This is a genomic window from Listeria welshimeri serovar 6b str. SLCC5334 (genome assembly GCF_000060285.1).
GTDB lineage: Bacteria > Bacillota > Bacilli > Lactobacillales > Listeriaceae > Listeria > Listeria welshimeri.
The window spans coordinates 425,140-450,367 of the sequence record NC_008555.1; the positions used below are offsets into that span (position 1 = coordinate 425,140).

Sequence of the window (25,228 nt, forward strand, 5' to 3'; positions counted from 1 at the left end):
AAACTAGTTACAACATAGAGAGGAGATTATTCAATTGCTGTTAACAATGTATATATTTCTAGTAATTATCTGTTTAGTAATTTGTCTTAATTTAGAATCGAAAAAGCAAAAATGGAGTAAAGTTTTGTTTTGCTTAGTGTTTGCTCTGGGCGTATTTTTTACAATACGGATAGGCGATTTATTTTTATAAAAAACAGTGATCAATATTGAATGCTTTAGCTGATTGTCTATCTAAAAAAAGAAGGTGAACCATATGTTGAATAGAGAACAAATAGAGATTGTCAGAGCCGAAGATGCACTCGAGTATGGAAGTGACATAGGAATCGATGGAGCGGACCAAATATATATTTACTATTTTAAAGACCCGGGAAAACTGTTAGAGCAAGATGTGGTTGATATTTGCGAAGCTTTTGGCGAATATATGATTTCTGCTTATTTTTTGAATGATGTGGATGGTCCTTATGAAAAATTGCAAGGAGACGAAAAAGGCGGATATAAAAAAGTATTCTTGCATGGGGAATCGCAACAACTAAAACGAGAAATGTTTCGTTTGTTTATAGAAGGTGATTATAGTCCATATCTGAATAGGCTATTTTTATTTAAACAAAAAATAGAATTAGATTGTAGAAAACAAATCGAATTAGAAGATGGCATGGCTATTATCGCCCCTATACTCGATGTTAGAGCGATAGGTATATTTTCAAAAGGGATAGATTTGGTGCGGCTTTTTCAACAGATTACTAATACAGAATTACTGGATACTATACAAGAAACAGGAGCAAAATCTCGATTGATTGAGGATCATAATGAAAATTTGAGAAATGAGATTGGGTACTTAGTTGACTATAAGACGGTATTACCAAAGCAAATTTTTAAAAAGCCGGAGTTATATGATTTTTATTTTACCTATTTCTTTCATTGTTATGAGGATGACTTCATAAACGACTTAAATAAAATTGGACAACTGCTTAAGCAAGAAAGTGTCAAGTTGTTTACGCCACATTCTTATTATGAAACTATAAGAAAATTTATTTTTAAAAAGATAAAACAAATAGATGTTCCATATGCTGAATTAAGTACAGGTATAACGGAAAAGGAATATGGTGAAATTTTATTGTGTAGAGAGAGAGAAAAAATGGATTTTACGGATTTTGATTATTTATACTGGTACTTTAATTCCGACTGTTTTATTTTTGGTGATAAAGAGAGTGAAATTAGTATTTTGGCAATTAAAAAATCTCTTTCCATCAAAAATCCACTTGAAAATTGGAAAGAAGTAGAGTTGTTCGCGGCGAATCCAGGAGAAGAATGGTGTCCATGGCTAAAAGATGAGGAGAAATTTTTAGCAGAACTGATAGCTAATTATCAATAGAGATGACAATAACAACCATTTTTTAGTATTAGAACAGTAGACGATAGCTTACTTATGGTAGGGGGGATTTAGTGGAATATCAAATGTTAAAGAAATCTAACGTAGCAGAATTGAAAAATTTTTATAATAATATTCAGAACAAGTTTCATGTGGAGGCTAAAATACCAGACCAAATCTTTCTTGAACCAAATGAAGTTTATGTCTTTGATTTATGGGATTTCTTAGATGAAAACGTACAGTATTTACTTGATTTTACTAAAAAAGCTAATGGTGATGAGGTGCTATGGCTTCCCAAATATAATAACATTTATGCTAACGAATATATGTACATCAATGCGAGGATGAACAAAATAAATTTTCGACAACTATGGGACGACAATAAGCTAACTATTTTTTTAGAGCAAGGTTGCATGTTTGATATAAGTGGGGATTGGATAAGTTATTTTGATTTAGAAGAGCATTTAGCTATTTTAGCTGTATATAGTGGTGACATTTCTCTAAACGACTTTTCAAAAGCACCATACACCAAAGAGAAGTTCTTAGTAGAGTATTTAATGATCCCAATTGAAAAAATAGATAAAAGCACAAAAAATTTGATGGAAAATTATAATGAAAAATTTGTAGATGTTTTTCTGAAGAATTACTTTTAGCATAATTTAAGATAAGGATGCGGCTAAAATAGTATGATTTTTAAAGAGATGGGAATATTTTAGGGAAGTGAATGAAAACAAGAAAAGTGACATATTAAAAGACCTAATAGTGTATTTCAATTATGAAATTCGAGGTCGGAGGGACTATAATCAATGCTAAAAATAAAAAAACAAGCGCAATCTATATACGCTTTTAAAGAAACTGGGGGAGAAGTACTTAATTTCCAAATAGAAAAAAACTGTTTGAAACTTTTTTCTGGGGAAGAAATTTTATGTGAAATAAACGATGAAAGAATTTCCAATCGGTATTTCAGAATTAACAAAGTCATATTGTCGGATGAGAAGATTTGTATTTTGTGCAATGATGACACGTATAATTATTTATTTATCTCATGTATGACAAGGGAGACGTTTAAATACAAATTAGGTGAAGGTGCAATCGATTTTGTTCTAGTGAATGATGAAGCTTATATTATTTATTCAGAAGAAGGCATGTTTGGGAGTGAGGAGAATTTACCTATAGCAGAACTAGGACTTATTAAAATAGATATATTTACAGGAGAAATTACAGGGCTCTTAGATGACACCATTTTAGAAACGCTCATTGATGTAGAATCGATTAGCTGTAATAATAAAACTATACGGATACTGTGTTATGAAGATAATGGTGATGACTTCACTTTAGACTATGATTTAACATCTAAAAAAGTTCGGAATAAAGTCGTAATAAATTATACTGTGGACGGATTGGTGAGTGTGGGAGATAACTTTTACGCTTGCTATCGGAACCGTATTTATAAGGTAAATGAAAGTATGGAAATTACGGAAGAAATCATTATAGATAAAAAAGTATATGATGAAGCATATGCAATAAGTACCGGATATAGTGAAGTAGTTTTAGAAAGTGAAAATGAATTCAACATTGTCCAGCTTTCTAAATTATAGAGGAATAGCTGTTTTAACGCTACTAAGCAAAGGTTTTTAAGCAAATAAAGGGGCATCAAGAAAACACAATTTTTTAATACTAATGGATATTTGTTCGCTATATCTTTTGTTTTCTAGTACCTTGGCATAAAATTTACTCTTGGAGATGAAATATGAAAAAATTAAACTATTTTTCTGTAGGATTTGATTATGATGAAGAAAAGAATCCAATTATGTCATTTGACAGTCAAAGTCACTGTATTTCAGAAATGTATTCAGGTGCATTTAAACCAATGGTGACAAAAGAGACTTCTTGTATTGATATTAATTGTATACCAACGGGAAAAAAAGTCGATAAATCTCATCACCTCTATGCCATTTATAGAGTTTATTTTGAAAATAAGTTGTTTGATTTAAATAAGTTTAATGATGAAAATGACTCAGAAAAGAAAAAAATCATTTTAGAACTGCTTCACATAGGAGCTATAGAAGCGTGTCGTAATTTGGGCTTAGATAAGGCTAGATTTATTGAGGCATATGAAAAGGTAAAAGAATTAGACTATCAAAATAATTACTACTATAAAAAATCAAAATCCAGCCCAAATAGAAAATAAAAAGCACAAATTTATATTGAGCATGGCTTATACAAAGCTGACATATATATCATTATTTTTAACAAGGAACAGAAAATCATAAGAAAAGAATTTATCCTCAGTGATTTACCAAATCCGTTTGTATTTTCCGCACACCTAGGAAATTTAAAATGGATAGACAATGATCGTTTAGTTCTAGCTCATAAGCAAAGAAAAGATATATTATACAAGGTTGATATGATTTAAAAAGAGCGGATTGATCAAATTAAACAGATAGATTGTTTGCTGAGTCTCCAAAAATTCAAATTCTTCTAGAAAAGTAACAAAAGGAGGTACTTTATATGTTGACGATTTTAAAAACTCTCATTTCGCTTGAATTTTTAGCTATAACTACCTTATGTTTTATATTTTCCGATAAATATAAAGGGAAGAAAAATAAATTAATAAGGTTTATGCCTTACTTATTTACAGTAGTAGGTGGTATTATCTTGTCTACGTTTGTTTTCTTTACACTATGAATGAGGGGATGCGGACATGCTAGAATTTTTATTAAGTGTGATAGTGGTTTTTACAATAACATTGTTAGTCATCATTGCTTTTTTATATTTTAAACTATATGAAAATAAAAAGACTTTGTATACGTTATGCTCATTGTATTTTTTATGTTTACTAATTTTTGTGTTTACATTAATAAAAGATTTTTTGTATATTCCATAACAATTACTCATAGAAACGAGAGGATCTTATGATAAATCTAGAGTGGGAAGAATTAGATCGATTAGAAGTAGAAGAAAAGGTTCAAGAGGTATTAGATTACAGTTATAATACCTGGATGTCTGATAAGAAGAATATTCGTTATTTTGTGCGAGCGTTTTATATAAGATGGGATATGTTGGTTGACATGTATGAAGTGGAAGATGATGAAACGGAAGGCGATAAGTTAAAATATATGTATGATTTTGGCATTAGCGAGCTGGGAAATATTACAGAGGTCGACTGGATAATAAGTTATTGCATGGAAATTAATCCAATCTATTTTGAAGAAAATGATAATTATTTGGAACTTGAGGAGAAAGGGCAGGAAATGCTTCGTAATGTAGCAATAAATAACTCAGATGACGTCTTTTTGACTTCTTTTGGTATACCTGAAAAAGATTATTTGAAATGGAAAAGAGCGAACAAAGAGCAACTTATTCAGTATGGGGAAGATAATTTTAGCTATGACTCGGAGTTTTCGAGATATTTTAAACATATTATAAATTGCAGGGCGGATGAAGAGGTGGAAAAAGAAAGCTTTCTGAAGAAGATTGTGCGCAGGTGGAGGCAACGTTGAGATTCCATTTGGAGGTATGAGTATATGCTAAAAAAAACGAAAAAAATTCTCAATGAAATTAAAACTATTATCCAGCAAAAACCTTTTGATTATGAGAAGGCAGAAAATTTGATAAGTGAGTTAAATCTTGAAGAGGCACCACTAGAATTGGAGAACATCTTACTAGCTAGCATAAATAACGGCGATGAGAATACTCGCATATTTGCCTACGAGTATTTATATTATTTTGATAGCGAAGCAGTTTTTCAAGCAGCCCTCATAGGGACAACGGATGACGATGATTTAGTTCAAATGTTCTCCATAGAAATTTTAGGGAATTTGGCTAAAGTAGAAAGTCTCCCGTATTTAAAGAAGGCATTGGGCGATAACGACCCTAATATACGTTGCTTTGCTGCTGAATCAATCGGTTTTGTAGGAACTGCTGAAGCGAAAGCGATACTGCAAGAACAGTTAAACAGAGAAACGGATTCTTATGCAAAAGTAGGTATTTATTATGCGCTCTATTTTCTTGGTCAAGATGAAATGCTGTTAAGTCTCCTTGATTTACTAGAGGACAATAATCATTTGACGGTGATTAGAAGCTTGGATATTTTAGAAAACTGTGTCGACCAAGTAAATAAAGAAAATATCATAGTACATATCGAAAATCTTTTAAAACGGGATATTCCAATTTCTATCAAAGAAAAAGCAGATGCAGTTTTAGAAGGGCTGAATGAGGATGATAGATTTTAAGCAAAATTTAACGGGAGCTGAAGTTGAAAAGCGAATAAAAAAACTTATCAATTTAAAAAAATTTACCGACACAAATATTTTCTAATCCTTCAAAATACAACTTTTATTTTGAAGAAATAGAGGCTATTTATATGGATACGAAAGAATTCAACCGTATGATTAAACAAATTGTTGAAATTACACAGGATGAGAAAGCCGAAAACTTTTTAAATGAGATAAAAGGGATATAAGAAATGTACCGGACTTTTAAAAGGCGATTATAAAGCCATTAATTTCACCTTGCTCCACTCTCAAGAGACGACAAATTTGTCGTCTCTTTTTCTATAACCTCTCATTTTATGGCAAAATTGTGACGATTTTAAGTTGTATACTAAAAAAATCCATTATTTAATGTTTTATTTATAGTAATTTGCCATTTTTTCACATGGTATAGTAAAAAAGTTAAAGCTATTAGGGTGAGCGAGAGTTGACTACTGGTCAATAATTTTTTTTACTCTAATAAAATAATAAACAAAGGAGATTCATAAGAACATGAAAAAATTGTTAAGTTTAGTAGGGATTTTATTAATGGCACTCTTAGTAACGGCTTGTGGAAATGATCAAGCTGCGAGTGATGAAAAAATGGAAAAAGATACGTATGTGGCTGATTTACAAGGTGCCCAATTAGAAGCTACTTTTTCACATGTAGGTGATAATGTAAGAAAAGTAGACCAAAAAATGGTGTACCCACTTGATTATCTTGGCTTAGAAGAAGGCGTAAAAGTAGACGACGCGACGAAAAAACAACTAGAAGAACAAGTAACTTCGCAGTATAAAGGTTATAAAGATGGTAAAGGGACATCGCTTGAAACGAAATTTACGGATGATGGCATGGAACTCAATATGTCTGTTGATTTATACAAAGCAGATAAAGATGCGGTTGGTTCTTTACTAGTCGGAACAACCGATCCAAAAAATGTGAGCTATAAAGACACGGTAGAACAATTTGAAGCACAAGGTTTTACTAAAAAATAGTTTTAAAAATCCTTTAATAAGGGAGACTTCATGGAAATGAACAAATTAGCTAATATACCTCATGAAACTTGTGTAGATGGAAATAATGGTTTTTTCTTTTTGGAACGCACTATAGAAGATACGTCATTATGGGCTATTTTTAAAGAAGATGGGACACAAATCACCCCATTTGTTTATCATGAACTAAGACCTTATGACTATGGATACGCTGTTGGAGAGATTGACAGAAAGTTCATTGAATCAAAATGTTATGTGAGTGAACATGAAGAACCAGTAACAGGTAACGCTTTGATCTATAATAAAAAAGATTCCTATACGAATCTAGTACTATGTTTTATTGATGAACTAGGAACAATCTTAAATAACTCATATTATAAAGCAATTGGCGATATTACAGCAGATGGCTACCGAGTAATGACAGCAGAATATAATGTAGGACGGTCTGGAATTGATCGTCGGGATGGTTTTTTAAGACCAGATGGTGTTTTGATAGTACCTCAATTTGGTCGAATTGATCATAACTATACTGATGGTAGAAAGAAGCGTGTACTTGTTTCTGAAAAAGTTATTCGGGCAGTTTCTTTAGACAAAATCCCGCGTGAAGAATACGGGACATATGTAAATTGTTACGGGTTAATTGATACAGATGGAAATTGGATTTCAAAGCCCAAGTATCATCATTTAACCGAATTTAAAAATGGTATTGCCAAATTTTATCAAAACTATAAAGAGAATAGCTATTTATTTGATTGGGGATATATTGATAGCAAAGGTACGGAATATACCGCAACTTATGTTGATGGTAAAGTACAAATGCGAGACCCTGACGGAATCCTTGGTCCGATTGAAAAACCTGGAGATATTATAGACATATATGATCCAATACGATTTTTATTTGAGAATGGTTTATATGGTTATATTAACTCAGAAGGAACTGTGATTGTTGAACCGCTATACGAGAGCGCAGTATATTGCTTTTGGAACGGTTTAGCTTTTGTGAAAAAAGATGGTTTATGGGGCTTTATCAATGAAGAAGGTACACCTGTTACAGATTTTAAGTTTGACCATGCTGGATTTATAGCTCCTGGTTATGCGCAAGGACTAATAGGCGATGAGATGTACTTGATTGGTTTACAAGGAATTATCGCGAAAAAGAAAAAAGGCTATTTTGGTTACCGCAAAAAATTAACCAATCATAAAACAAATGAAACCCGATATTCTTGTGGCTTTTTCCCACAAATGGCTTTTGATAAAATGTATTTTTACGATAGTGTAGAATGGTTGTTCATTGACGAATTTGATTATCAGATTCAAGATAAAAGGCCAGATTTCAATTCGCAATTTTCTGCTATTCGTGAATATCCACATCGCGCAGATTTCTTAATCCATCACGAACCCAGTGATACGTATTATTTTAAAACTGGTAATAAATATGGTGTAGATATCCATGGGAATAAAGTTGTAATTGCAGACTTAAAAGAAATTATTGAGGATATTCCAACAGCTAAAGCTAATAATATTTATAAAAATTTACAAGAAATTTATCGTGATAAAACAATTCCAGCGATTTGGAAAGAACTATTAGCTAAAGGCTGGACATGGAAAATGCCAACTCGCGGCAACGCAGATTCACCTTTTAGTAAGGGCGTAATTATTTGGGATTACAAAAAAGAAGATGTTGAAAGTTTTTTAGGCTTTTTCAGTAAAGATTATGAAGCTATTTCAAAAAAACTACTTTACTTGGCCAATGCAGATGGAACTGGGGCAGAATATTATTATTTTATTGTAGATGAAAATCAACCAGTTGAAAACAATCCGATAGTCTTTATTGGTACAGAAGGTGAATTAGATCTTGTTTGTAGTAATTTGAATGAATTTTTACAATTACTATCAGTGGATGCAGAGCCAATGGGAACGCAGCCTGATGATGGAGAGCTAATTATTTACTTCAAAGATGCGAATGATGAGGAGTCTTCCTATTTTGAGAACTATATAGAATGGCTATTATCGAAAAATATAGCACCCATTAATATAAATGAAGATACGGAAGAATATGGTACAGCCATTATTGAAAAGGCGAATCAGACGTATGGAGAATCCTGGAATGCTTTTTTAGAAACAATTATAGTGATGTAAATTAAATGAGAGTCACAAAGTTTTCACAAATACAAGCAAATTTGTATTTTTAAAAGTAACAATAATGAAAACCCCTTATTATAGGGGTTTTTATCATGTAGTAGCTATTTTCATTGACGATTAATTCTATTTGAGCTAGTGAAAGTATGAGAGTCAAGTTGATTTTTAGGAACTTTTTCCCTTTATATAGAAGATTTAGAGCTAAAATTCAATAATAATACTTATTTCGGCATTTTAGTAAAGATATTTAATGGTTTGTATGCGAATTGTATAATTTTAAGCCTTTTTCCTTATCTGAAAGGTATAAATTCAGAGGGTGATTAGGAAGCTCGACAATTTTCATAACTAAGTGATATCAACGGTTTACTGGCATTTTATGATTTATAAGATGAAAAATGTTACGGAAAAATGACGAGTATATACTAAATTCACGTAAAATCGTTGTAAATGCACATACAAATTTATCGTCGTTTCTACGATAATTAAGTTTGTGGAAGAGTTTTAGAAAGGATGATTAAGCAGATGAAATATATTGAATACTACGAGTACATGAAAAAAGACGCCATTATATATGCTTATCTACTTAATAATTTTTCTTATGTATCTAGAAAAGTAGAAACTTGGGAAAGCGTGACATTGGATCGCAAACATATTTTATTAGTGAAAAGCGGTGCGCTATTTGAAGAGAATGATGGGAAGAAGAGTGGCATTGCGCGATGTTTCTTTCAAAAAAGCTTGTTTTTTCCAACAAGAAAATCTATTCAACTCAAAGCTTTCGAGACATCAGAAATTTGTTGTATAAGTGCAGATGTAGTCTTTAGGAAACTAGAGGAAGACCAAATATTATCTGATTTTTTCTTGCAAATCGCAGAAAAAAACGAACAAGATTTAAAAAGACAAGTATTTTTAGCAACTGAGAATCCAAAAAACAAAATTGTTTCTACACTTAATTTTCTATTAGAAAACAATTTTTCAAATAATGATATGACTGCCTTTCCAGTATGGTTGCAGATGAACATTTTAGCAAAATTAGCAAATTGTTCTATTTCCACAATATCTTCTATTGTACATGAACTGCAAAACAAAGGAATGCTAGATATCCAATCCACTCCTTGGAAACTCTTAGGAAGGAATATGAAACTCGAATATTATGAATAAAAAATCTCAAAAACAATTTGAGAAATTAGCAAGTTAAGCAGTAATTTTTATGGTACAAGTCTTGAAAAAACAAAATCAAGTACTTTTCCAAGCACACACAATTCAAAACAAAAAAAGAGGTGGAATTAGAACTTGAAGAAAAATATTTTAGTTATAATGGTAGTCTCGTTACTTGCTGTTAGTGCAATTGTATCAGCTTTTTTTCTAATGAGAGACGATGCTTATGCTATTGAAACATCAGGTTTTACGTATAGTCCAAAAGGGAAGGTAGTTAACTTTTCAACAGAGGCTAAATATAATGACACATGGATTAATAATGAAAAAACAATTACAGACGGCAAAGAGGTTAAACCAATCAACCTTGCAAGAGTGTTATTTCTAAAGGATGGAAAAATTCAATTCTTAGGAAAAAGCGTTGCCATCAAAAGCGCAACTGATTTAATCGAAATGCCTTCCAAAACATCTGTAATCGAAAATAAAGGTACGTACAAAGCAAAAAACGATGAAGACAAAACAATTGCTCAATTACCAAAAGGTACCGTCGTGAAACTTGCTGAAGGACGTTATATTATTCTAGATAATTCTTATTTAAAGAACAAAAATGGCTTAAATAAAAAATTACCCAAAAATGTTATTGTTTCTATTGATAAAAATGGAAAAGTTCAATTGATGGGAGATAAGACGTTAGAAGAACTAGGAAGCGACGATGCTTATATTGAAATGGAAAATAATCAATATCGTTTCGATTTACAAAAAGAAATGCTAATTAGTAAAACAGGTAAAGAAAAAGATATCGATATCCGTTCAATTAAAGTTGAAATTGATGATACTGCTCAAAAAAGGAACTTGAGCCCTTCTAAAGCTGAGTTAGAAAAAGAAGCGAAAGAAGCAGAGAAAGAAAAAGAGAAAGAAGCAGAAAAACTGAAAGAACAAGAAGCAAAAGACAATGCACAAAAAAACAATGAATCAAATCAAAATAAAGATTCAAAAGATAGTGATACAAAAACAAACAAAAAAGATGAAACTGGAACAACATCTGGTAATGGATCTACAAATGGATCTGACAAAGAAACTGGAAACGGATCAAATTCAGGTGATGGAACAGGATCAGGAAGTAATAAGGAAAGTAATGGCAACAAATCTGATGGAACTTCAAATGATAAGAATTCAAATGGAAATCAGAGTAAAGAAGATGTTGATAAAGCAAATGAAATTATTAAGAAATTAAATGAAGCAGAAAGTATGAATTCATTCCAAGTTCCCATTGTGGATGTTGATCTAAGTGTTAAAGGTCAAACAGCTTCTGCCAAATTAACATTAACAGATACTTCCAAACGACTAGAATCTTTAGAAGCTGTTCTTTATGATAGCAATAACAATATCGTGAAAAAAGTAGCGCTTCAATCAAAAGAAGAAAATCAAAATTTTGAGTTTAAAAACTTAAAATACGGTGAAACTTATCAAGTTGTTGTACAAGGAAGTTATAAATCAGCAAGTGATAAAAGCCAAGAAACTATTTTCTTCCGCCAAACAGTTAAAGCAAAACCAGTTGTATTAACACCAAAAGTAACTGAACGCGGTGAAGATTATATTAAAGCAGAAATCACTGCTACTGAACTTTATGGTCATATTGATGAATTGGTTCTAACAGTTAAAGAAAACAATAGTAATGTAACAACTTCTCAAAAAGTTAAAGTAGACGCGGATAAATTAACTAAAAATGGAAAAATTGAAGTGAACTTTGATTCATTGAGTAGTAGTAAAGAATACATTATTGAAATGGACAAATTAATTGTTGATGGTAAAGATGTAACAGATGAAGGCTGGTATTTCATCTCTTCTACACTAAAAGCAAAACCAACTATTGAAGGACTAAATCTTGCTTATAGCACTGAAAAAGGTGAATTTATTGTTTCGCCTAATAATTTAGTGGATGCAGATAACTCCATTACAAGTATTCGTTATGTAGCATATTTAGAAGACGATTATAAAGAAAATGGTGACAAAGCGAAGGAATATGCTTATTCAGTTGTAGAAGCGAGCCAAAAGAAAACAGCTGTTAAAGTTGGACGAACAGTAGATATGAGTGATGGTAATTATGTCTTTGTTGCTTATATTTCTGGTAATAATGGTCAATCTGACTTTACATTTGCTACACCACCATCGAATAGTGTAATCGTTGGGAAAAAAGCAAAACCAACCGTACAATTCTCGTTAAAAGAAGCAGAGCAAGATAAATTATCCATTAATTACGAGGTATTCGATGCGGATAATACAGTTCTTTATGACAATCTAACGAATCCGACATTTAAACTTTACAAGTCTGACGCACAAGGGATTTATACAGGTAACCCAGTTGCTACTGTTGATATCAAGAACAAAGCAGATATTAACAACTTACTAGAATTTGATGGATTAGAAAGTGAAGAATATTATGTTGTCGTCATGACTGCTTCCTATAATTTAGATGATGGCGCAGGGATTATGGTAGATCAAATTATTGGGAAATCTGGTGTTTTCCAAACGACAGAAGTTTCAAAAGTAAACGCAACTTACGTACTAGATTCTGTCACAACTGAGAAAGCAGAAGTTATTGTGAAATTCTCAGAAGCAGCAATCAAGTTAAATGAAGCTAACTTAAATATTTATGAAAAGAAAACAAACACATTAATTAAAACAATTCCACTTCAAGGTGATTTTGAAGAATTAATGAGTGTAAATGGGAAGAAATATCTTTTCGATGATTTAAGTACTAATAAAGAATATTTAATAAAAGTAGAAGACGGCTTTGACAGCGGAATGAATCCAGTTCCAGTTGAAGGGCAATTTGTTTTCAAAACTAGAAAAGAAGAACCAGTAACAGATAAAGTATTAACAGATTATAAAGATACAGAGAAAAAACTAGGCGGTTTAGCTGGTATCGAAGCAACTGATTCACCAATGGTTGATAAATACAATGGTGTTAGCTCGATAACTTATAGCATATACAAAACAGATGATTTAGATACACCGCTTGTTATGCAAGAAGTTTCAACAGCAACTGATTTTGAAAAATATGTGTACTTCGATTTGACTAACAAATTATTAGGCCGTGGTTACGATTATGTCATTAAGGCAGATGTAGTTTGGAATGATAATTATGAAGATCATCATATTGAAATCAGTTCAGATACAATTCAGATTAAGAAAGAAAAACCAAGTGTTGAGTATGAAATTCTAAGTCGTTCTTCTGATGAAGTAAAAATGAATATTTATGTAAGCGACGGAGAAGAGGCACTAATACCTGGCACACTTGAAGCAACAAGCACAAGTGGCGGGACTGTACAGCTTCATGCTGGTAAAAATACAGTAACATTGCCTGTTTCAGATAGTGGAACAACTATTGAAACAACTGGAAAATACGTTATTTCAATTGACAGTACTCCAGTAACAGATACGTTCATGACGAAAAAATTAGCTTCTATTAATACAAGCACACCAAAAATAGATGCTGGAATTTCGATGGATTCATCTGGACGTTCCATGGTAATTGCACCAAAACCAGATGCAGTAGCAAAAAGTACTGTAATGAAAACAAGTTACGATTTGAGAGATTCTTCAAGTACAGAATCAGATTATTTTGCATTGAAATCTGGTAATGAACAATTCACTGCTCAATCACTCGAATTACCATTTGGTAATATCTGGTTTAATAATTCTTATCAACTTACGCTTGATATGAAAATGAATTATCTAGAAAACAAAATGGATAATCAAAACTTAAGTGGCCAATATTATCTTTCCATAAATAATGGTAGTTCATTTGTTAGTTCATCTAACGGTGTAACAGGTACTAATGCAAATGTAAACCGTGCCGATATTTTCAAAATGACTAAAGATGGAACTGATGAAGAAGGTAACATTTCTGGTGTTACATTTAAAAATATTCGTACAGGTAAATACCTTGCATATCGTAATGGGATAATGATTAGTAATAGTGAAACAGCAGATTCCTTTAATTTAGTACGACAAGAAGATGGTAGTTATGTAACGCAACTAAACGGGCGATATATTAACTTTGCTGTAGGACTTGTTACAGAAGAAGCTGATGGATCAAAAATTGACCTTTATTCTACGCAAGAAAAAGTAGACCAAGTTTCAACTGCACTTACTACAAAAGCTCTAGAAATACCTAATATTTCAATGGAGAACATGAATGTTTATGATAAACGAGTAAAAGTAGACGTGGTTGGTGAAGATAAAGATCATACAACAACCAAAGATGGAAACGATAATGAATTGTATGTAAATGTTTATGACGCTGATGGTGAAAAACTCATTAATTCTGTAAGAGTTGATGGTTTACCAACACGTGATATGTCAGTGGTAGACCTTTTACCAGATACAACTTATGTCGTTAAATTAGAAGGTAAATATGACTTGTTAGACGGAAGTGGCGAAAAAGATAAAGTGTATCAAACAGAAACGATTACTACAGAGAAAAGCTTACCAACAATGAATTCAACCAAGTATTCGTGGAACGCTGCTGCCGGTTATCGAACTATCTATAGTGCTGTTGATTTCACTGATGAAAGTAATGTATTAACAGACATTGAGTATCGTTTATATGATGCCGCAACAGTTACTTCTAATTTGAACGATTTAGCTGCACTTGAACAAGAACTAGGAAGTAAAACGCCAAATGCTACTTTCAATAGTTTATCTAAACAACCAAGTTTTGCTTTATATAACGGTTCTGGAAAACAAAATTATGTTTCTGGTAAAACGTATGTTATTGCCGCTTATATGAAAACAAGTTTGGATAAAGCACCAAGTTTCTTGAGTGATGCAAAATCAATTTATATCGCTCCACCAAGATCTGTTTCAGCACCTATCACATTAGAAAATGTTTCTACAAGAGATGCGACATTGAAATTCTCTTATAATGACCCAGACAGTTATCTAACAGGTGGCGCAAACAAAAACTTCCAATATGTGCTAAAAAACACAGCAACAGGCACGGAAGTGAAAAAAGGAACATTTACAGGTGGTACTACAGTAAGCTGGATCAATACATTTACTGATTTGGAGCCAGCAACAGGATACACACTATCAATTAGTACAAGTTATGACAATCTTGATGGTGGCGGAGTAAGACCATGGGGAACTAATTTCAACTTCACCACAGATGACGAGTATGTTACATCCAATTCATTAACCATTCAACTCGATGCAGCGGCTAAAGAACTTAAATTACAAGCTAAAGAAGTTAGACCTGGATCGACAACAATTGAAAATATTAAATTGGAAATGTATGAATTAATCGATTACGGTGGCAACAATGAGCATGAAGAATTAGTTGATTCTAAAAACATCACATTACCAAGCTCTTATCCAGCAACTGTAGCACAAGGCTTTAACATTTCAGGAATGAAAAAAGGACAAAACTTCTTAGGTAAAATGATTATCACTTATCGAACACCAACAAATGAAATTAGAACATTTACAAAAACATCCAACTTTATTACGCTCCAAGATAATGTTTCTGTAATGCTAAAATCATTCAAGAATGTTCAAACTACAGATGATACCCTAAAAGCTCAATTAGATGTAACAAAAGAAGAGCTTAAACAAGAAGGCAACTACACTTATGAATTAAAAGATGAAGTTGGCGATGTAATGGATACGAAAAAAGTTGCAGCAGAAGATATTGATGAGACTGTGTCATTATCAATGGAGCCAACTAGTGACTACTCGTTAACTGTCTATAATCAAGACAAAGAACCAGTTGCACTTTATCAAGGTAATAATGATGAAAATAATCTAAAAGCTGTTATCCAAAAGGATAATTTCACATTAATGAGTGACAATACTGCTGATGCTAAAACAGAAATGACAGTTACCGTTGAGCCAAAAGAATTAACAGCTTGGCAAACAGTTCAGTCATGGTTTGGCAAAGACTTTACAGAAACGCTCGACATCCAAAAAGAAGATTTAGATAAGGGTGTAAAAATTAATGAAGATTATCAAGATTCAAAAGTAGTAGTTAAAGACAAGAAATCAGGGGAAACTTTCGGGATTATTGAACTGGAGGCAAGTAAATGAAACCTACATGGAAAATAGGCATAATCGTTGCAGCTGTTCCATTAATCATCATCGCTGTAATCTTATGGGGTTCTTATAAGGAGGCAAGATTTGATCTTGTCTCCCTCCCTGATAATGGTGTTGTTTTAAATAATGAACAAGAAACATTGCAATTTCAAAAAGGAAACACCCTTTATCGCAGTTGGAATAATGATCAATTGATTGCAAAGAACGATAAAGAAGATACACGAAATCAAATTATGAAAAGTGCCATTCTCTATTTAGACAAAAAGGCATTAATGTTTACAGAAAACGTGCCAGTAATTGATACAAATGGAGTTAGCAGCAAGCTAAAAGAAAATAAAGTCTACGAATCAAAAGGCTCGACTTACCAGTATAATAAATCGGAAATTAACGAAAAAAGTGTCGTTAAGCTAGCCAATCGACAATATTTCTTAAATGCTGATGCAACATTGTATTTAGGTGGAGAAAAAATTAAAGAAGTTTCTAAACCGTTACTACTAATTGACAAAACTGGTAGTGTAACGATTTACGAAAACAAGAAAAAAAGTCGTTATTTAGGGCACATGACCTTAAAAATTAATGACGATACTGTACTTGATGCGAGTAGCGAAATTTATACAATTGGTGATCGGAAAATCGACCTAGCTAGTTTTGGCGGGACCGATAACGAAAAACTTGTTGTGAAAGAAGACGAGCAAAAAGACAAAAAAGAAGCAGAAAAGAAAAAAGAAGAAGAGAAACAAAAAGAATTAGCTGAAAAAGAAGCTGAAAAGAACAATGAAACAAAAGAAGCAAACGGGTCAAATGAATCCAACGATGCAAAAGATAATAAAGTAGCAAGTAAAGATAACGAATCAGAAAATGATAGCAATAAAACATCAGGAGAAAAATCTAGCGGACTGAATGCAACCAAAAAATATGGTGATGATTTAAATGTTGGCAAAGGTTCTACTGAAGCAGGTACAAATAATACTTCAGGAAACAAAAATAGTGGCTCCAAAGGAAATACAAACGGAACTGCTACGCAAGAAGATTTAGATAAAATTGATGATTACGAAGCAGTATTACGTAAATTGGATGAGTTAAATGAAAAACTAGAACGAAATATCCCTGTTTTAAGAATAGGTTATATTTCTCCAAATGTTACTAGTACTAAAGTTAGTTACAGTTATGCTGATCCAAATAATACTTTAATTGGTGTAACAAAAATCAGTGCTGTAGATGAAAAAACAGGTAAGACAGTTAATACTCAATATGTTTCAGCAGTAGATACAGAAGCATTATTAACAGATCTTTCACCTAATGGTAAATATCATCTTGAATTCACATATCAATATGATTTAGGTACAGATAAAGGTATCCAAGAAGTCAAAATACAAAGTGATTCCTTTACAACTCAAAGCGTTTCAGCTATTTATCAAATGCAAAGTGTTACAAGTACAACAATGAAACTTAATGTAGCACTAGATGCTCAAATCGATAATGTGAAACGAGCTAGAGTTAAAGTTACAAAAGCGAATGGTGATTCCTTCTATATGAATGCTAGCGCAAATCTTATAAACGGTAATGGAGAACTAATCAATGTGACAGGGCTAGACCCAAGTACGGCATATCATTTCCAAATAGTGATTGATATGAAGAATGGTGAAACTATTGAGCTAAACAGTTCAGAGAATTATTACACCATGCAAGCTACGGTACTAAAAAGTCTAAAAGCAAGTCAGTCCGCTGATAAAGTGTTACAAGTTCAATATGAATGGAGCTCGGCTGATTACACTTTAAATCAAGCAACAATTGAGTTGAAAGACGAAAATGATCAAACAAAAGTTGATTATCAAGTTGTCAACCAAGAAAAAGGAAATATCCGTTTAGTACCAGTTACAAAAGATGAATCACTGAATATGGAAGCTAAACTAGTACTGGAAACTACAAACAATGAAACAAAAGAAAGCAAAACGTTTGAGTATCCAGTGAAGCAAGATATCCAGTACAACAAGAATGCTACGTTAACTATTAATTTAACACCGTTCCAAACGGAAGAGAATAATACGAAACAAGCGGAAGAATCTAATACAAAACAAGCAGAAGAAGATAATGCGAAACAAACAGAAGAAGTTGATTCAAATACTGTTGCAGGACAAGAAACAAAGAATACCAATAGCATTACTACAAAAGTAGAAGATGTTTTAGCACCTCAAAATGCTACTTATGATATGACATTTTCTATGCAGCGTAAAACTGGTGAAACTTATCAGTTAGCGTTTGAGAGAAGAGCTGTTGGTACAGAAGACAACTGGAGCACATGGACAACTCAAAAGATTGCAACTGATGAAAATGGTCAGATAAAGCATACAGAAACAATTTCGAAATTAGCTAAAGAAAGCTTTGATTATCGTATTGCTGTATATGACGCTAATGGTATATTACAGCTTTATGTTTACCAAGAGTAATAAGAAACACAGACATTCACAGAAAAACAAACTCATACAGAAGGTAGGAAATAATAATGGATTTAGTAGTTGCATGTAGCGTAATTGGCGCGGCACTGGCAATTGGGCTTGCGACTTTAGGAGCTGCAATTGGACAAGGGATTGCAGTTAGTAGAGCAACAGAAATTATCGGAAAAAACCCAAATGCAAAAAAAGAAGTCATGGGAGGTCTCTTTTTGGGACTTCTAATGATTGTTGCATTGATGCTTTTTGCACTGGCAATCGCAGTCATCTTGCTTTGGGTTAATCCGTTTATATGATGGGTGAGAGCATGGAGCAAATGATTCAAACAATAGTCCTTTACGGTATTTTTGCAGTAGGTTTCTTATACTTGTTATATTTTACAATGCGAAAATTAGAAAATATTTTAACCAGCTTTTTTTACGAAATTGGCCAAGATAAATCTCTTGAAAAAGAGAGTCTCTTGCGCCGATTGAAACGACAAAAAGTTGCTACAACACAAGAAGAACTTAAAAACCAACAATTAGTTATTGAAGCAGAACACAAAGAAGAAATGTTTTTAGAAGAAATTGATCAGTTGATTGCTCAAAATAGAGAGTATGAAAAGCAACTTCATATGGTACAAAACGAACAAATTCAAACTATCACGGAAATTCCAAAAATGGAAACAACTCCGCATGCACCATTCAAACCATTGAGTAGTTATGTTAATGAAATCCTTCAGCAAGTTTTTATTGAGTCTGAAGAAGATGAAAAACAACTATTTAGCGAATCAATTCATGAATTTGATGCGTTAGTACGTGCAGAAAAAATCCGCTTGGCACTTCCATACAAAGTGATATTACGCTTGTTCGATATGTATAATCCAGAACAATTGAAACTATTTACAAGTTCATTCCAAAAATTCAATGAACGTTCAAGCAAACTTGCTGTGAAGCAAATTTTCCAAAGTAGTTATTTATCGCCCGAACAAAAACTTAAAGTTATGCGAGAAGATGGGACTTTAGATGAATTAGATCCTGAATTTGTTCAATTTCTGTTTTATATGATAACTCATTATTCTTACCGTCAAACGCGTAGTCTTTATCGTAACTATTTAGAAGTTTATAATATTCATTTTTACACTGGGCTCATTTATGTAAAAGTAGCCAGCAAAGAGTCGGCAAATCATTTTGAAGAACTTTGGCAACCAGCGCATGCGAGCTACAAAATTGAATATCAAGTACAAAAGGAATTAATTGGCGGAGTCATTATTAATTACGGAAGAAAGTCCATTGATATGAGCTACCAGGAATTAATCAAGAGAACAACAGAAAAAATGGAAGCGGAAGTGAAATCTTGAAAACAATTCAATTTGATATGAATAAATACGAAACCCATGTAGATTTGGAATATTTAAAAGAACATGGCCGAGTTGAAAAAATTTCCGATGGTGTTATTTTTTGCTCAGGACTAGAAAATGCAGCGCTCCATCAAGCTGTATTGATTGATGAAAGACACCGAGGCGTAATTCTTGAACTAAACGAAGAATTTGTTGGAATTGGCCTTATTGATAAAACAAGCGATATTTTAGAAGGTATGAATGTTTCAGTTACAGATCATTTTATAGAAGTAAACCTTTTTGATGATATGGCAGGACGTATTATTGATACAACAGGAAAAATGCTTTATGAAGAAAGTGAAGAACAGCCAACATCGTCTTCTCCACTTTTCCGTGTCACACCAGAAATTATGACTATTGATAGTGTTACTCGCCCACTTAATACAGGGCTAGCAGTTATTGATTCCATTACACCTATTGGTCGGGGACAACGTCAATTAATTCTTGGTAACCGTCAATCGGGTAAAACACAAATTGCTGTAGATACAATTATTAACCAACATGATCAAAACGTACATTGTATTTATGTGGCTATTGGTTTAAAAGCAGCTTATATCGCAGAGGTTATTGAAACATTGCGTAATCATGATGCCCTTAAATATTCTACGGTTGTTGCAACCGCAGCTAGCGATTCTTTAACAGCTCAGTATTTAACTCCATATGCAGGAATGGCTGTCGCGGAAGCACTACGTGAACAAGGCAAAGATGTATTAATTATTTTTGATGATCTAACAAAACATGCGGATGCTTACCGAGCAATCACATTACTATTTAACAGACCACCAGGAAGAGAAGCTTATCCAGGAGATAGTTTCTATATTCACTCTAGTCTTTTAGAAAGAGCAGTTCAAATGAATCCTGAACATGGTGGAGGTTCTATTACAGCATTACCGATGATTGAAACATTATCAGATGATGTAACAGCCTATATTCCCACCAATGTTATTTCGATTACTGATGGACAACTATTTTTGAAGTCTGACTTATTCAACCGTGGGCAAAAGCCGGCAGTGGATGTTGGTGTATCCGTATCAAGAATCGGCGGCGACGCTCAACACCCGATTATTCGTAAATTAAGTAAAAACTTAACGTTGATTCTTTCGCAATTTGAAGAATTAAAAGAGTTACTTGATTTTGGTAATGGGCTTGATGAAGGAAGCATGAAAATGGTCACAGATGGCCGGATTTTAACAGAACTCTTTAAACAAAAAATCCTTAGTCCGTTATCAGTAACTGATTTGATTGTTATTTTATACGCCTTTCAAAATGGTTTTCTTACAAAAGTTCCACCAGCTAAGATTGAATCGTTCAAAGGCTTACTTTTAGAGAAAGCTCACGCACGTAATGACTTTATAGCATTTTCTAATGATATTAAAGATATTAGCGAGTTGAGTGATGCTCATACAAAAATGTTAGAAGAAATTATTCAGGAAGTGGGGAGGCTTTTTAGTTGAGTAGTATAAACCAGGCTCGAAAAACAATTAAAGCACTGAACTCAACCTATAAAATTGTCCATGTCACCGAACTGTCAACACTTGGAAAACTTTCTGAGCTACGTGGAAAAGCTGAGGCAGCCGTAAGCTATTATGAAACAATCTTAAAAAGTTTACGCTGGGTGAGAAAAACCATGTATACCGGTAATAAACAAGTAAAAGAAGAAAAAAATATTACAGCTATTGCTATTACATCTGAACGAGGTCTTTGTGGTGCTTATAACAGTGAGGTTTTTGAAGAAATCGATCAGTTAATTGCAACATTAGGAGATCAAGTGAAAATCAATTGGGTGGTCGTTGGTGAGCAAGGGCATCGTTATTTAACGAAACTTGGTCAAAACATCACATCTTATTTACAGTTTTCGCTTGAAAATATTGATTTAGAAACGACAATGGGTGTTACTGCAGATTTTGTTGACCAAATTAACGCTCAAGAAATCGACGCATTATATGTGATTTTCACAAAATACTTTAATGCGGTCCATTCAGAAGCAATGTGCGAAAAAATTTATCCAGACATTCCAGAAGCATCCGGTACAGAGGTAGTTGAAGTAGATTATGTGCTTGACTATGAACATGATGATGAACAAGTGGAGCAATTATTACTTGAAAATTATCTTTGTGGATTACTTTATAGTATGTTTCGTTACTCTGTTGCGAGTGAATATTGTATGCGCCGTATTGCAATGAAACAAGCAAAAGATAATATTCAAAAGCAATTGGAAGAAGCGATATTTGATGCTAGAAAACAAACGTTACAACAAAAAACTAGCGAGTTACTAGATGTCATCAGCGGTGCACAGACGATCAGGAAGGAAGAAGAATAAATGAAAAAACATACAGGGACCATTATTAGTATTAGTGGTTTTGTTTTAAAAATTGAATTTAACGAGAGTGATTTGCCTGAAATCAGCCATGCACTTGAATATAAAACGCATCAAGGGACTTATCTAGCTGAGGTTGTTCAGCATACTGGTATTAATACAGTTTCTGCTATTGCAATTGGAGAAGTTAGTGGTCTAGCCAGAGGAACTGAAGTGGTGAATTTAGGTCACCCAATAGAAGTACCTGTTGGAGAATCAGTTCAAGGTAGAATGCTAAATGTATACGGAAAAGCAATTGATGGCAAACCAGAACCAGAAGCTGAAGTGAAATGGCCGATTTTCCGTGAACAACCATTATTACGTGATTTAGATACTAGTAAAGAAATTTTATACACTGGTATCAAAGTAATCGACTTAATTTGTCCTATTTTAAAAGGTGGGAAAACTGGTTTATTCGGTGGTGCCGGAGTTGGGAAATCCGTTTTAATGCAAGAGTTAATTAATAACATTAGTATGATGGGCGGGAACTCCGTATTTACAGGTGTTGGAGAGCGAGTTAGAGAAGGAATCGGCCTATACAAAGAGTTAGAAGCAAGTGGCGTTTTATCTCAAACTACTGTTGTGCTTGGTCAGATGAATGAATCTCCAGGAGTACGGATGCGTGTAGCGCTAACCGGCTTAACTATCGCAGAATATTTACGAGATGAAGAGAAAAAAGACGTTTTATTATTTATTGATAATGTCTTCCGCTTTATTCAAGCAGGTTCCGAGGTATCTTCTTTACAAGGTAAAATTCCAATTACTGGTGGGTATCAATCGACACTCTCTAAAGAAGTTGGAGACTTCCAAGACCGCATCGCGTCTACAAAAGATGGTTCCATTACTTCAATTCAATGTGTATTCTTACCAGCGGATGATATTGATGATCCATCAGCGGTTGCTACGTTTAGTCACTTAGACTCAACAATTGTATTAGAAAGATCTATTGCTGCACTTGGGATTTTCCCAGCAGTCAACCCGCTTCAATCGTTCTCACGGGCACTTAATCCAAACTTTGTCGGTGAGCGTCATTATCAATTGGCTGTGCAAGTGAAATATGTTTTACAACGTTATACAGAGTTACAGGAAATTATTAATGTATTAGGTATGGCTGAACTAAGTGATGATGATAAAAACCTTGTTCACCGTGCAAGAAAAATTCGTAATTTCCTTTCACAACCTTTCTACGTTTCAGAGAAATTTACAGGGACAGAAGGAATATTTGTTGAGATGGAAGATTTATTAGAAAGTATCGAACGTATTTTAGACGGTACTTATGACGACCGTTCTGAACGCGACTTTCTATTTATTGGATCCTACAAGGACTTGAAATAGGAGGAGAACAAAATGAAACTTAAAATCGTCTCACCTATGGGCCAGTTTTTTGAAGGTGAAGTAGAAGGATTTGTCATCGATACAAAAGACGGTCAACAAACTGTATTAGAAGAGCACATCGATTGTTTAAGCTTTTTTGACTACAGTGAAATTGTCATTCTCGATAAAGTAGCTTCAGAGCCAATCTTTGTGGCACTTGGTTATTTGCATCTTGTACAAAATGAAGCAAATATTATGGCTCAATTTGCTTCAGCAGATGCCGAGCAAGCAGAGCGTATTTTTGAAAGGCTCAACAAGCGAAAGCACACAGAAAGTAGGCGAACTAATGACAAATGAATTTTTTAATACTTTATTATTAATTATTGCGTTGTTATTAGCCTTTTTTATAGCTGTATTGGCAATTCTCGCTGGTATTCGTCATTTTTTATCCAAAGATGCCGTGCCATTAGAGCGAATTCGCCGGTATCAGTCATGGCTTAATCGTTATCAACTTAATCCAGAAACAACATCGTTTCTGGTGATTATCAGTGCCACTTTCTTAATATGTATTTTCACAGTTCAAATAGCTGTGATTCCTTTTCCGTTCACATTACTAATATTCTGGAGTAGCTGGTTATTTCAATTATTTTCTTTTTGGAAAAAAATACGGGTGCCTCAGAAAATGAAAATCGAAGTTATACGTATTATCGGTTTACTCCTAATCACTGCTCTTTATTTTGCAGGTTACTTTGCAATTAACGCACTGCATCTTTTCATTACACAAATAGCAGACTTACCATTAATAGAGCAGGCAGGGTTAAGAATTTACTTTGTAGTTTATAGCCTTTTGGTAGCAATTATCTCGTTGTTTTTATGGCAACGAATTTATGCGAAAATGTTAAACCAGTAATAGTAAAGCAAAGGCGTAAGTTCATAAAGAAAGTAATTCTATTTCGTGACATTGAATATGATTAATAGAAATTATTAATTAGACTATTAGAAATTAGAATTGGATGAAAGGAAGTACAGAAAGTGACTTTTTTAGAATTACATCAATTTATCAAAGATGATTCACTGATTGATTCATGGCTTAAAAAGAACTTTGAACTCGTGCCTCAGACTATAGAGATGGGGCAAGAAATCGAAATGAGTCATGAAGAAGTGATTATCATGAAAAACGGACTTCTACTACAGGAAAACATGGAAAAAAAGTCTAATATAGAACGTTTCTTTGCGGATCAACAAATCATATTTACGACTAGAGAAGATCTTTTATTATCAGCACTAGAAACTACTACCTACAGTATTATTTGTAAGGATGACTTATTTGATAAATTGGAACAACAACAGTTGCTACATCACTTTTTTTTACAGGTAGCGGAGGATTTTGAACGAGATTTAGAGTGGGAGCGGACTTTAATTTCAGCTTATCCGAAAGAACGAGTAGAAATTATTTTAGCAAAGATTGTAAACCGTTATCACCTAGATCCAGTGAAAAATCCGATGTTTCCGAAGTGGTTAAAAATATATATGTTAGCAAGATTTGCAAAATGCTCAGTTACAAAAACCTCAATGATTGTAAATGAGCTAGTAGAGAAAGGCGCAATTAATGTTAAATCAACACCTTGGTTGTTAACGTAGCTTTTCCTTATAAATTTATCTGATATCCGTTAACTAGATAAATTTATAAGGAGAACATTACTGTGTGCAGGGAGTTTATAGCAAACG

At 33.2% G+C, this 25,228-nt stretch carries 19 protein-coding genes; all 19 read left to right on the forward strand.

Translation table 11 applies throughout. The features are described from left to right. Positions 1 to 253 precede the first annotated feature (253 nt). On the forward strand, positions 254 to 1,372 hold the full coding sequence (locus tag LWE_RS02125) for a hypothetical protein (RefSeq protein ID WP_011701259.1): 1,119 nt from the start codon (positions 254 to 256) through the stop codon (positions 1,370 to 1,372). 71 nt (positions 1,373 to 1,443) lie between these two features. Next, positions 1,444 to 2,022 (forward strand): hypothetical protein, encoded by a 579-nt coding sequence (locus LWE_RS02130; protein WP_011701260.1) that lies wholly within the window; start codon positions 1,444 to 1,446, stop codon positions 2,020 to 2,022. A 153-nt stretch (positions 2,023 to 2,175) separates the two neighbouring features. Then, positions 2,176 to 2,967 carry a hypothetical protein gene (locus LWE_RS02135; protein WP_011701261.1) on the forward strand — a complete coding sequence of 264 codons (792 nt, stop codon included), beginning with the start codon at positions 2,176 to 2,178 and terminating at the stop codon, positions 2,965 to 2,967. Positions 2,968 to 3,119: 152 nt separating this feature from the next. Next, positions 3,120 to 3,560, forward strand: coding sequence for a hypothetical protein (locus tag LWE_RS02140; RefSeq protein WP_011701262.1), 441 nt, complete (start codon positions 3,120 to 3,122; stop codon positions 3,558 to 3,560). A gap of 724 nt (positions 3,561 to 4,284) precedes the next feature. Next, positions 4,285 to 4,872 (forward strand): hypothetical protein, encoded by a 588-nt coding sequence (locus LWE_RS02145; RefSeq protein ID WP_011701263.1) that lies wholly within the window; start codon positions 4,285 to 4,287, stop codon positions 4,870 to 4,872. A gap of 24 nt (positions 4,873 to 4,896) precedes the next feature. Further along, positions 4,897 to 5,604, forward strand: a complete 708-nt coding sequence (locus LWE_RS02150) for a HEAT repeat domain-containing protein (RefSeq protein ID WP_011701264.1) — start codon at positions 4,897 to 4,899, stop codon at positions 5,602 to 5,604. A 531-nt stretch (positions 5,605 to 6,135) separates the two neighbouring features. Continuing rightward, the gene (locus tag LWE_RS02155; RefSeq protein WP_011701266.1) at positions 6,136 to 6,618 is read left to right on the forward strand and encodes a DUF1307 domain-containing protein; all 483 of its coding nucleotides are present in this window, start codon (positions 6,136 to 6,138) and stop codon (positions 6,616 to 6,618) included. 36 nt (positions 6,619 to 6,654) lie between these two features. Next, entirely contained in the window at positions 6,655 to 8,754 is a 2,100-nt protein-coding gene (locus LWE_RS02160) for a WG repeat-containing protein (protein ID WP_158308214.1), read from the forward strand. A gap of 522 nt (positions 8,755 to 9,276) precedes the next feature. After that, positions 9,277 to 9,912, forward strand: a complete 636-nt coding sequence (locus LWE_RS02165; RefSeq protein ID WP_011701268.1) for a cyclic nucleotide-binding domain-containing protein — start codon at positions 9,277 to 9,279, stop codon at positions 9,910 to 9,912. Between the two features lie 132 nt (positions 9,913 to 10,044). Continuing rightward, positions 10,045 to 15,996: a hypothetical protein gene (locus LWE_RS02170; protein WP_011701269.1), complete on the forward strand. Its 5,952-nt coding sequence runs from the start codon at positions 10,045 to 10,047 to the stop codon at positions 15,994 to 15,996. Next, positions 15,993 to 18,449 carry a hypothetical protein gene (locus tag LWE_RS02175; RefSeq protein ID WP_011701270.1) on the forward strand — a complete coding sequence of 819 codons (2,457 nt, stop codon included), beginning with the start codon at positions 15,993 to 15,995 and terminating at the stop codon, positions 18,447 to 18,449. The genes LWE_RS02170 and LWE_RS02175 overlap by 4 nt, the downstream gene beginning before the upstream one ends. A 56-nt stretch (positions 18,450 to 18,505) precedes the next feature. Further along, complete coding sequence (locus tag LWE_RS02180; RefSeq protein ID WP_003721714.1) at positions 18,506 to 18,748, forward strand: ATP synthase subunit c family protein; 243 nt, start codon at positions 18,506 to 18,508, stop codon at positions 18,746 to 18,748. Between the two features lie 11 nt (positions 18,749 to 18,759). Further along, on the forward strand, positions 18,760 to 19,791 hold the full coding sequence (locus tag LWE_RS02185) for a F0F1 ATP synthase subunit delta (protein ID WP_011701271.1): 1,032 nt from the start codon (positions 18,760 to 18,762) through the stop codon (positions 19,789 to 19,791). Then, positions 19,788 to 21,284 carry a F0F1 ATP synthase subunit alpha gene (locus tag LWE_RS02190; RefSeq protein ID WP_011701272.1) on the forward strand — a complete coding sequence of 499 codons (1,497 nt, stop codon included), beginning with the start codon at positions 19,788 to 19,790 and terminating at the stop codon, positions 21,282 to 21,284. The genes LWE_RS02185 and LWE_RS02190 overlap by 4 nt, the downstream gene beginning before the upstream one ends. Further along, the gene (locus tag LWE_RS02195; protein WP_011701273.1) at positions 21,281 to 22,150 is read left to right on the forward strand and encodes a F0F1 ATP synthase subunit gamma; all 870 of its coding nucleotides are present in this window, start codon (positions 21,281 to 21,283) and stop codon (positions 22,148 to 22,150) included. Before LWE_RS02190 ends, LWE_RS02195 begins: the two co-directional genes overlap by 4 nt. Continuing rightward, positions 22,151 to 23,521 carry a F0F1 ATP synthase subunit beta gene (gene atpD / locus LWE_RS02200; protein ID WP_011701274.1) on the forward strand — a complete coding sequence of 457 codons (1,371 nt, stop codon included), beginning with the start codon at positions 22,151 to 22,153 and terminating at the stop codon, positions 23,519 to 23,521. It begins immediately after the preceding gene. A gap of 12 nt (positions 23,522 to 23,533) precedes the next feature. Then, complete coding sequence (locus LWE_RS02205; RefSeq protein WP_011701275.1) at positions 23,534 to 23,857, forward strand: hypothetical protein; 324 nt, start codon at positions 23,534 to 23,536, stop codon at positions 23,855 to 23,857. Beyond that, positions 23,847 to 24,410, forward strand: coding sequence for a hypothetical protein (locus LWE_RS02210; RefSeq protein ID WP_011701276.1), 564 nt, complete (start codon positions 23,847 to 23,849; stop codon positions 24,408 to 24,410). The genes LWE_RS02205 and LWE_RS02210 overlap by 11 nt, the downstream gene beginning before the upstream one ends. 122 nt (positions 24,411 to 24,532) lie before the next feature. Then, a complete protein-coding gene (locus LWE_RS02215; protein ID WP_011701277.1) occupies positions 24,533 to 25,141 on the forward strand; it encodes a hypothetical protein in 609 nt (202 codons plus the stop codon). Positions 25,142 to 25,228: the final 87 nt, after the last annotated feature.

What these genes read in the sequence shown, in the direction of transcription:
- LWE_RS02125 (WP_011701259.1), top strand. Translation starts at nt 254, where the DNA reads ATGTTGAATAGAGAACAAATAGAGATTGTCAGAGCCGAAGATGCACTC.
- LWE_RS02180 (WP_003721714.1), top strand. Translation starts at nt 18,506, where the DNA reads ATGGATTTAGTAGTTGCATGTAGCGTAATTGGCGCGGCACTGGCAATT.
- LWE_RS02140 (WP_011701262.1), top strand. Translation starts at nt 3,120, where the DNA reads ATGAAAAAATTAAACTATTTTTCTGTAGGATTTGATTATGATGAAGAA.
- LWE_RS02205 (WP_011701275.1), top strand. Translation starts at nt 23,534, where the DNA reads ATGAAACTTAAAATCGTCTCACCTATGGGCCAGTTTTTTGAAGGTGAA.
- atpD (WP_011701274.1), top strand. Translation starts at nt 22,151, where the DNA reads ATGAAAAAACATACAGGGACCATTATTAGTATTAGTGGTTTTGTTTTA.
- LWE_RS02150 (WP_011701264.1), top strand. Translation starts at nt 4,897, where the DNA reads ATGCTAAAAAAAACGAAAAAAATTCTCAATGAAATTAAAACTATTATC.
- LWE_RS02165 (WP_011701268.1), top strand. Translation starts at nt 9,277, where the DNA reads ATGAAATATATTGAATACTACGAGTACATGAAAAAAGACGCCATTATA.
- LWE_RS02135 (WP_011701261.1), top strand. Translation starts at nt 2,176, where the DNA reads ATGCTAAAAATAAAAAAACAAGCGCAATCTATATACGCTTTTAAAGAA.
- LWE_RS02160 (WP_158308214.1), top strand. Translation starts at nt 6,655, where the DNA reads ATGAACAAATTAGCTAATATACCTCATGAAACTTGTGTAGATGGAAAT.
- LWE_RS02145 (WP_011701263.1), top strand. Translation starts at nt 4,285, where the DNA reads ATGATAAATCTAGAGTGGGAAGAATTAGATCGATTAGAAGTAGAAGAA.
- LWE_RS02155 (WP_011701266.1), top strand. Translation starts at nt 6,136, where the DNA reads ATGAAAAAATTGTTAAGTTTAGTAGGGATTTTATTAATGGCACTCTTA.
- LWE_RS02210 (WP_011701276.1), top strand. Translation starts at nt 23,847, where the DNA reads ATGACAAATGAATTTTTTAATACTTTATTATTAATTATTGCGTTGTTA.
- LWE_RS02185 (WP_011701271.1), top strand. Translation starts at nt 18,760, where the DNA reads ATGGAGCAAATGATTCAAACAATAGTCCTTTACGGTATTTTTGCAGTA.
- LWE_RS02175 (WP_011701270.1), top strand. Translation starts at nt 15,993, where the DNA reads ATGAAACCTACATGGAAAATAGGCATAATCGTTGCAGCTGTTCCATTA.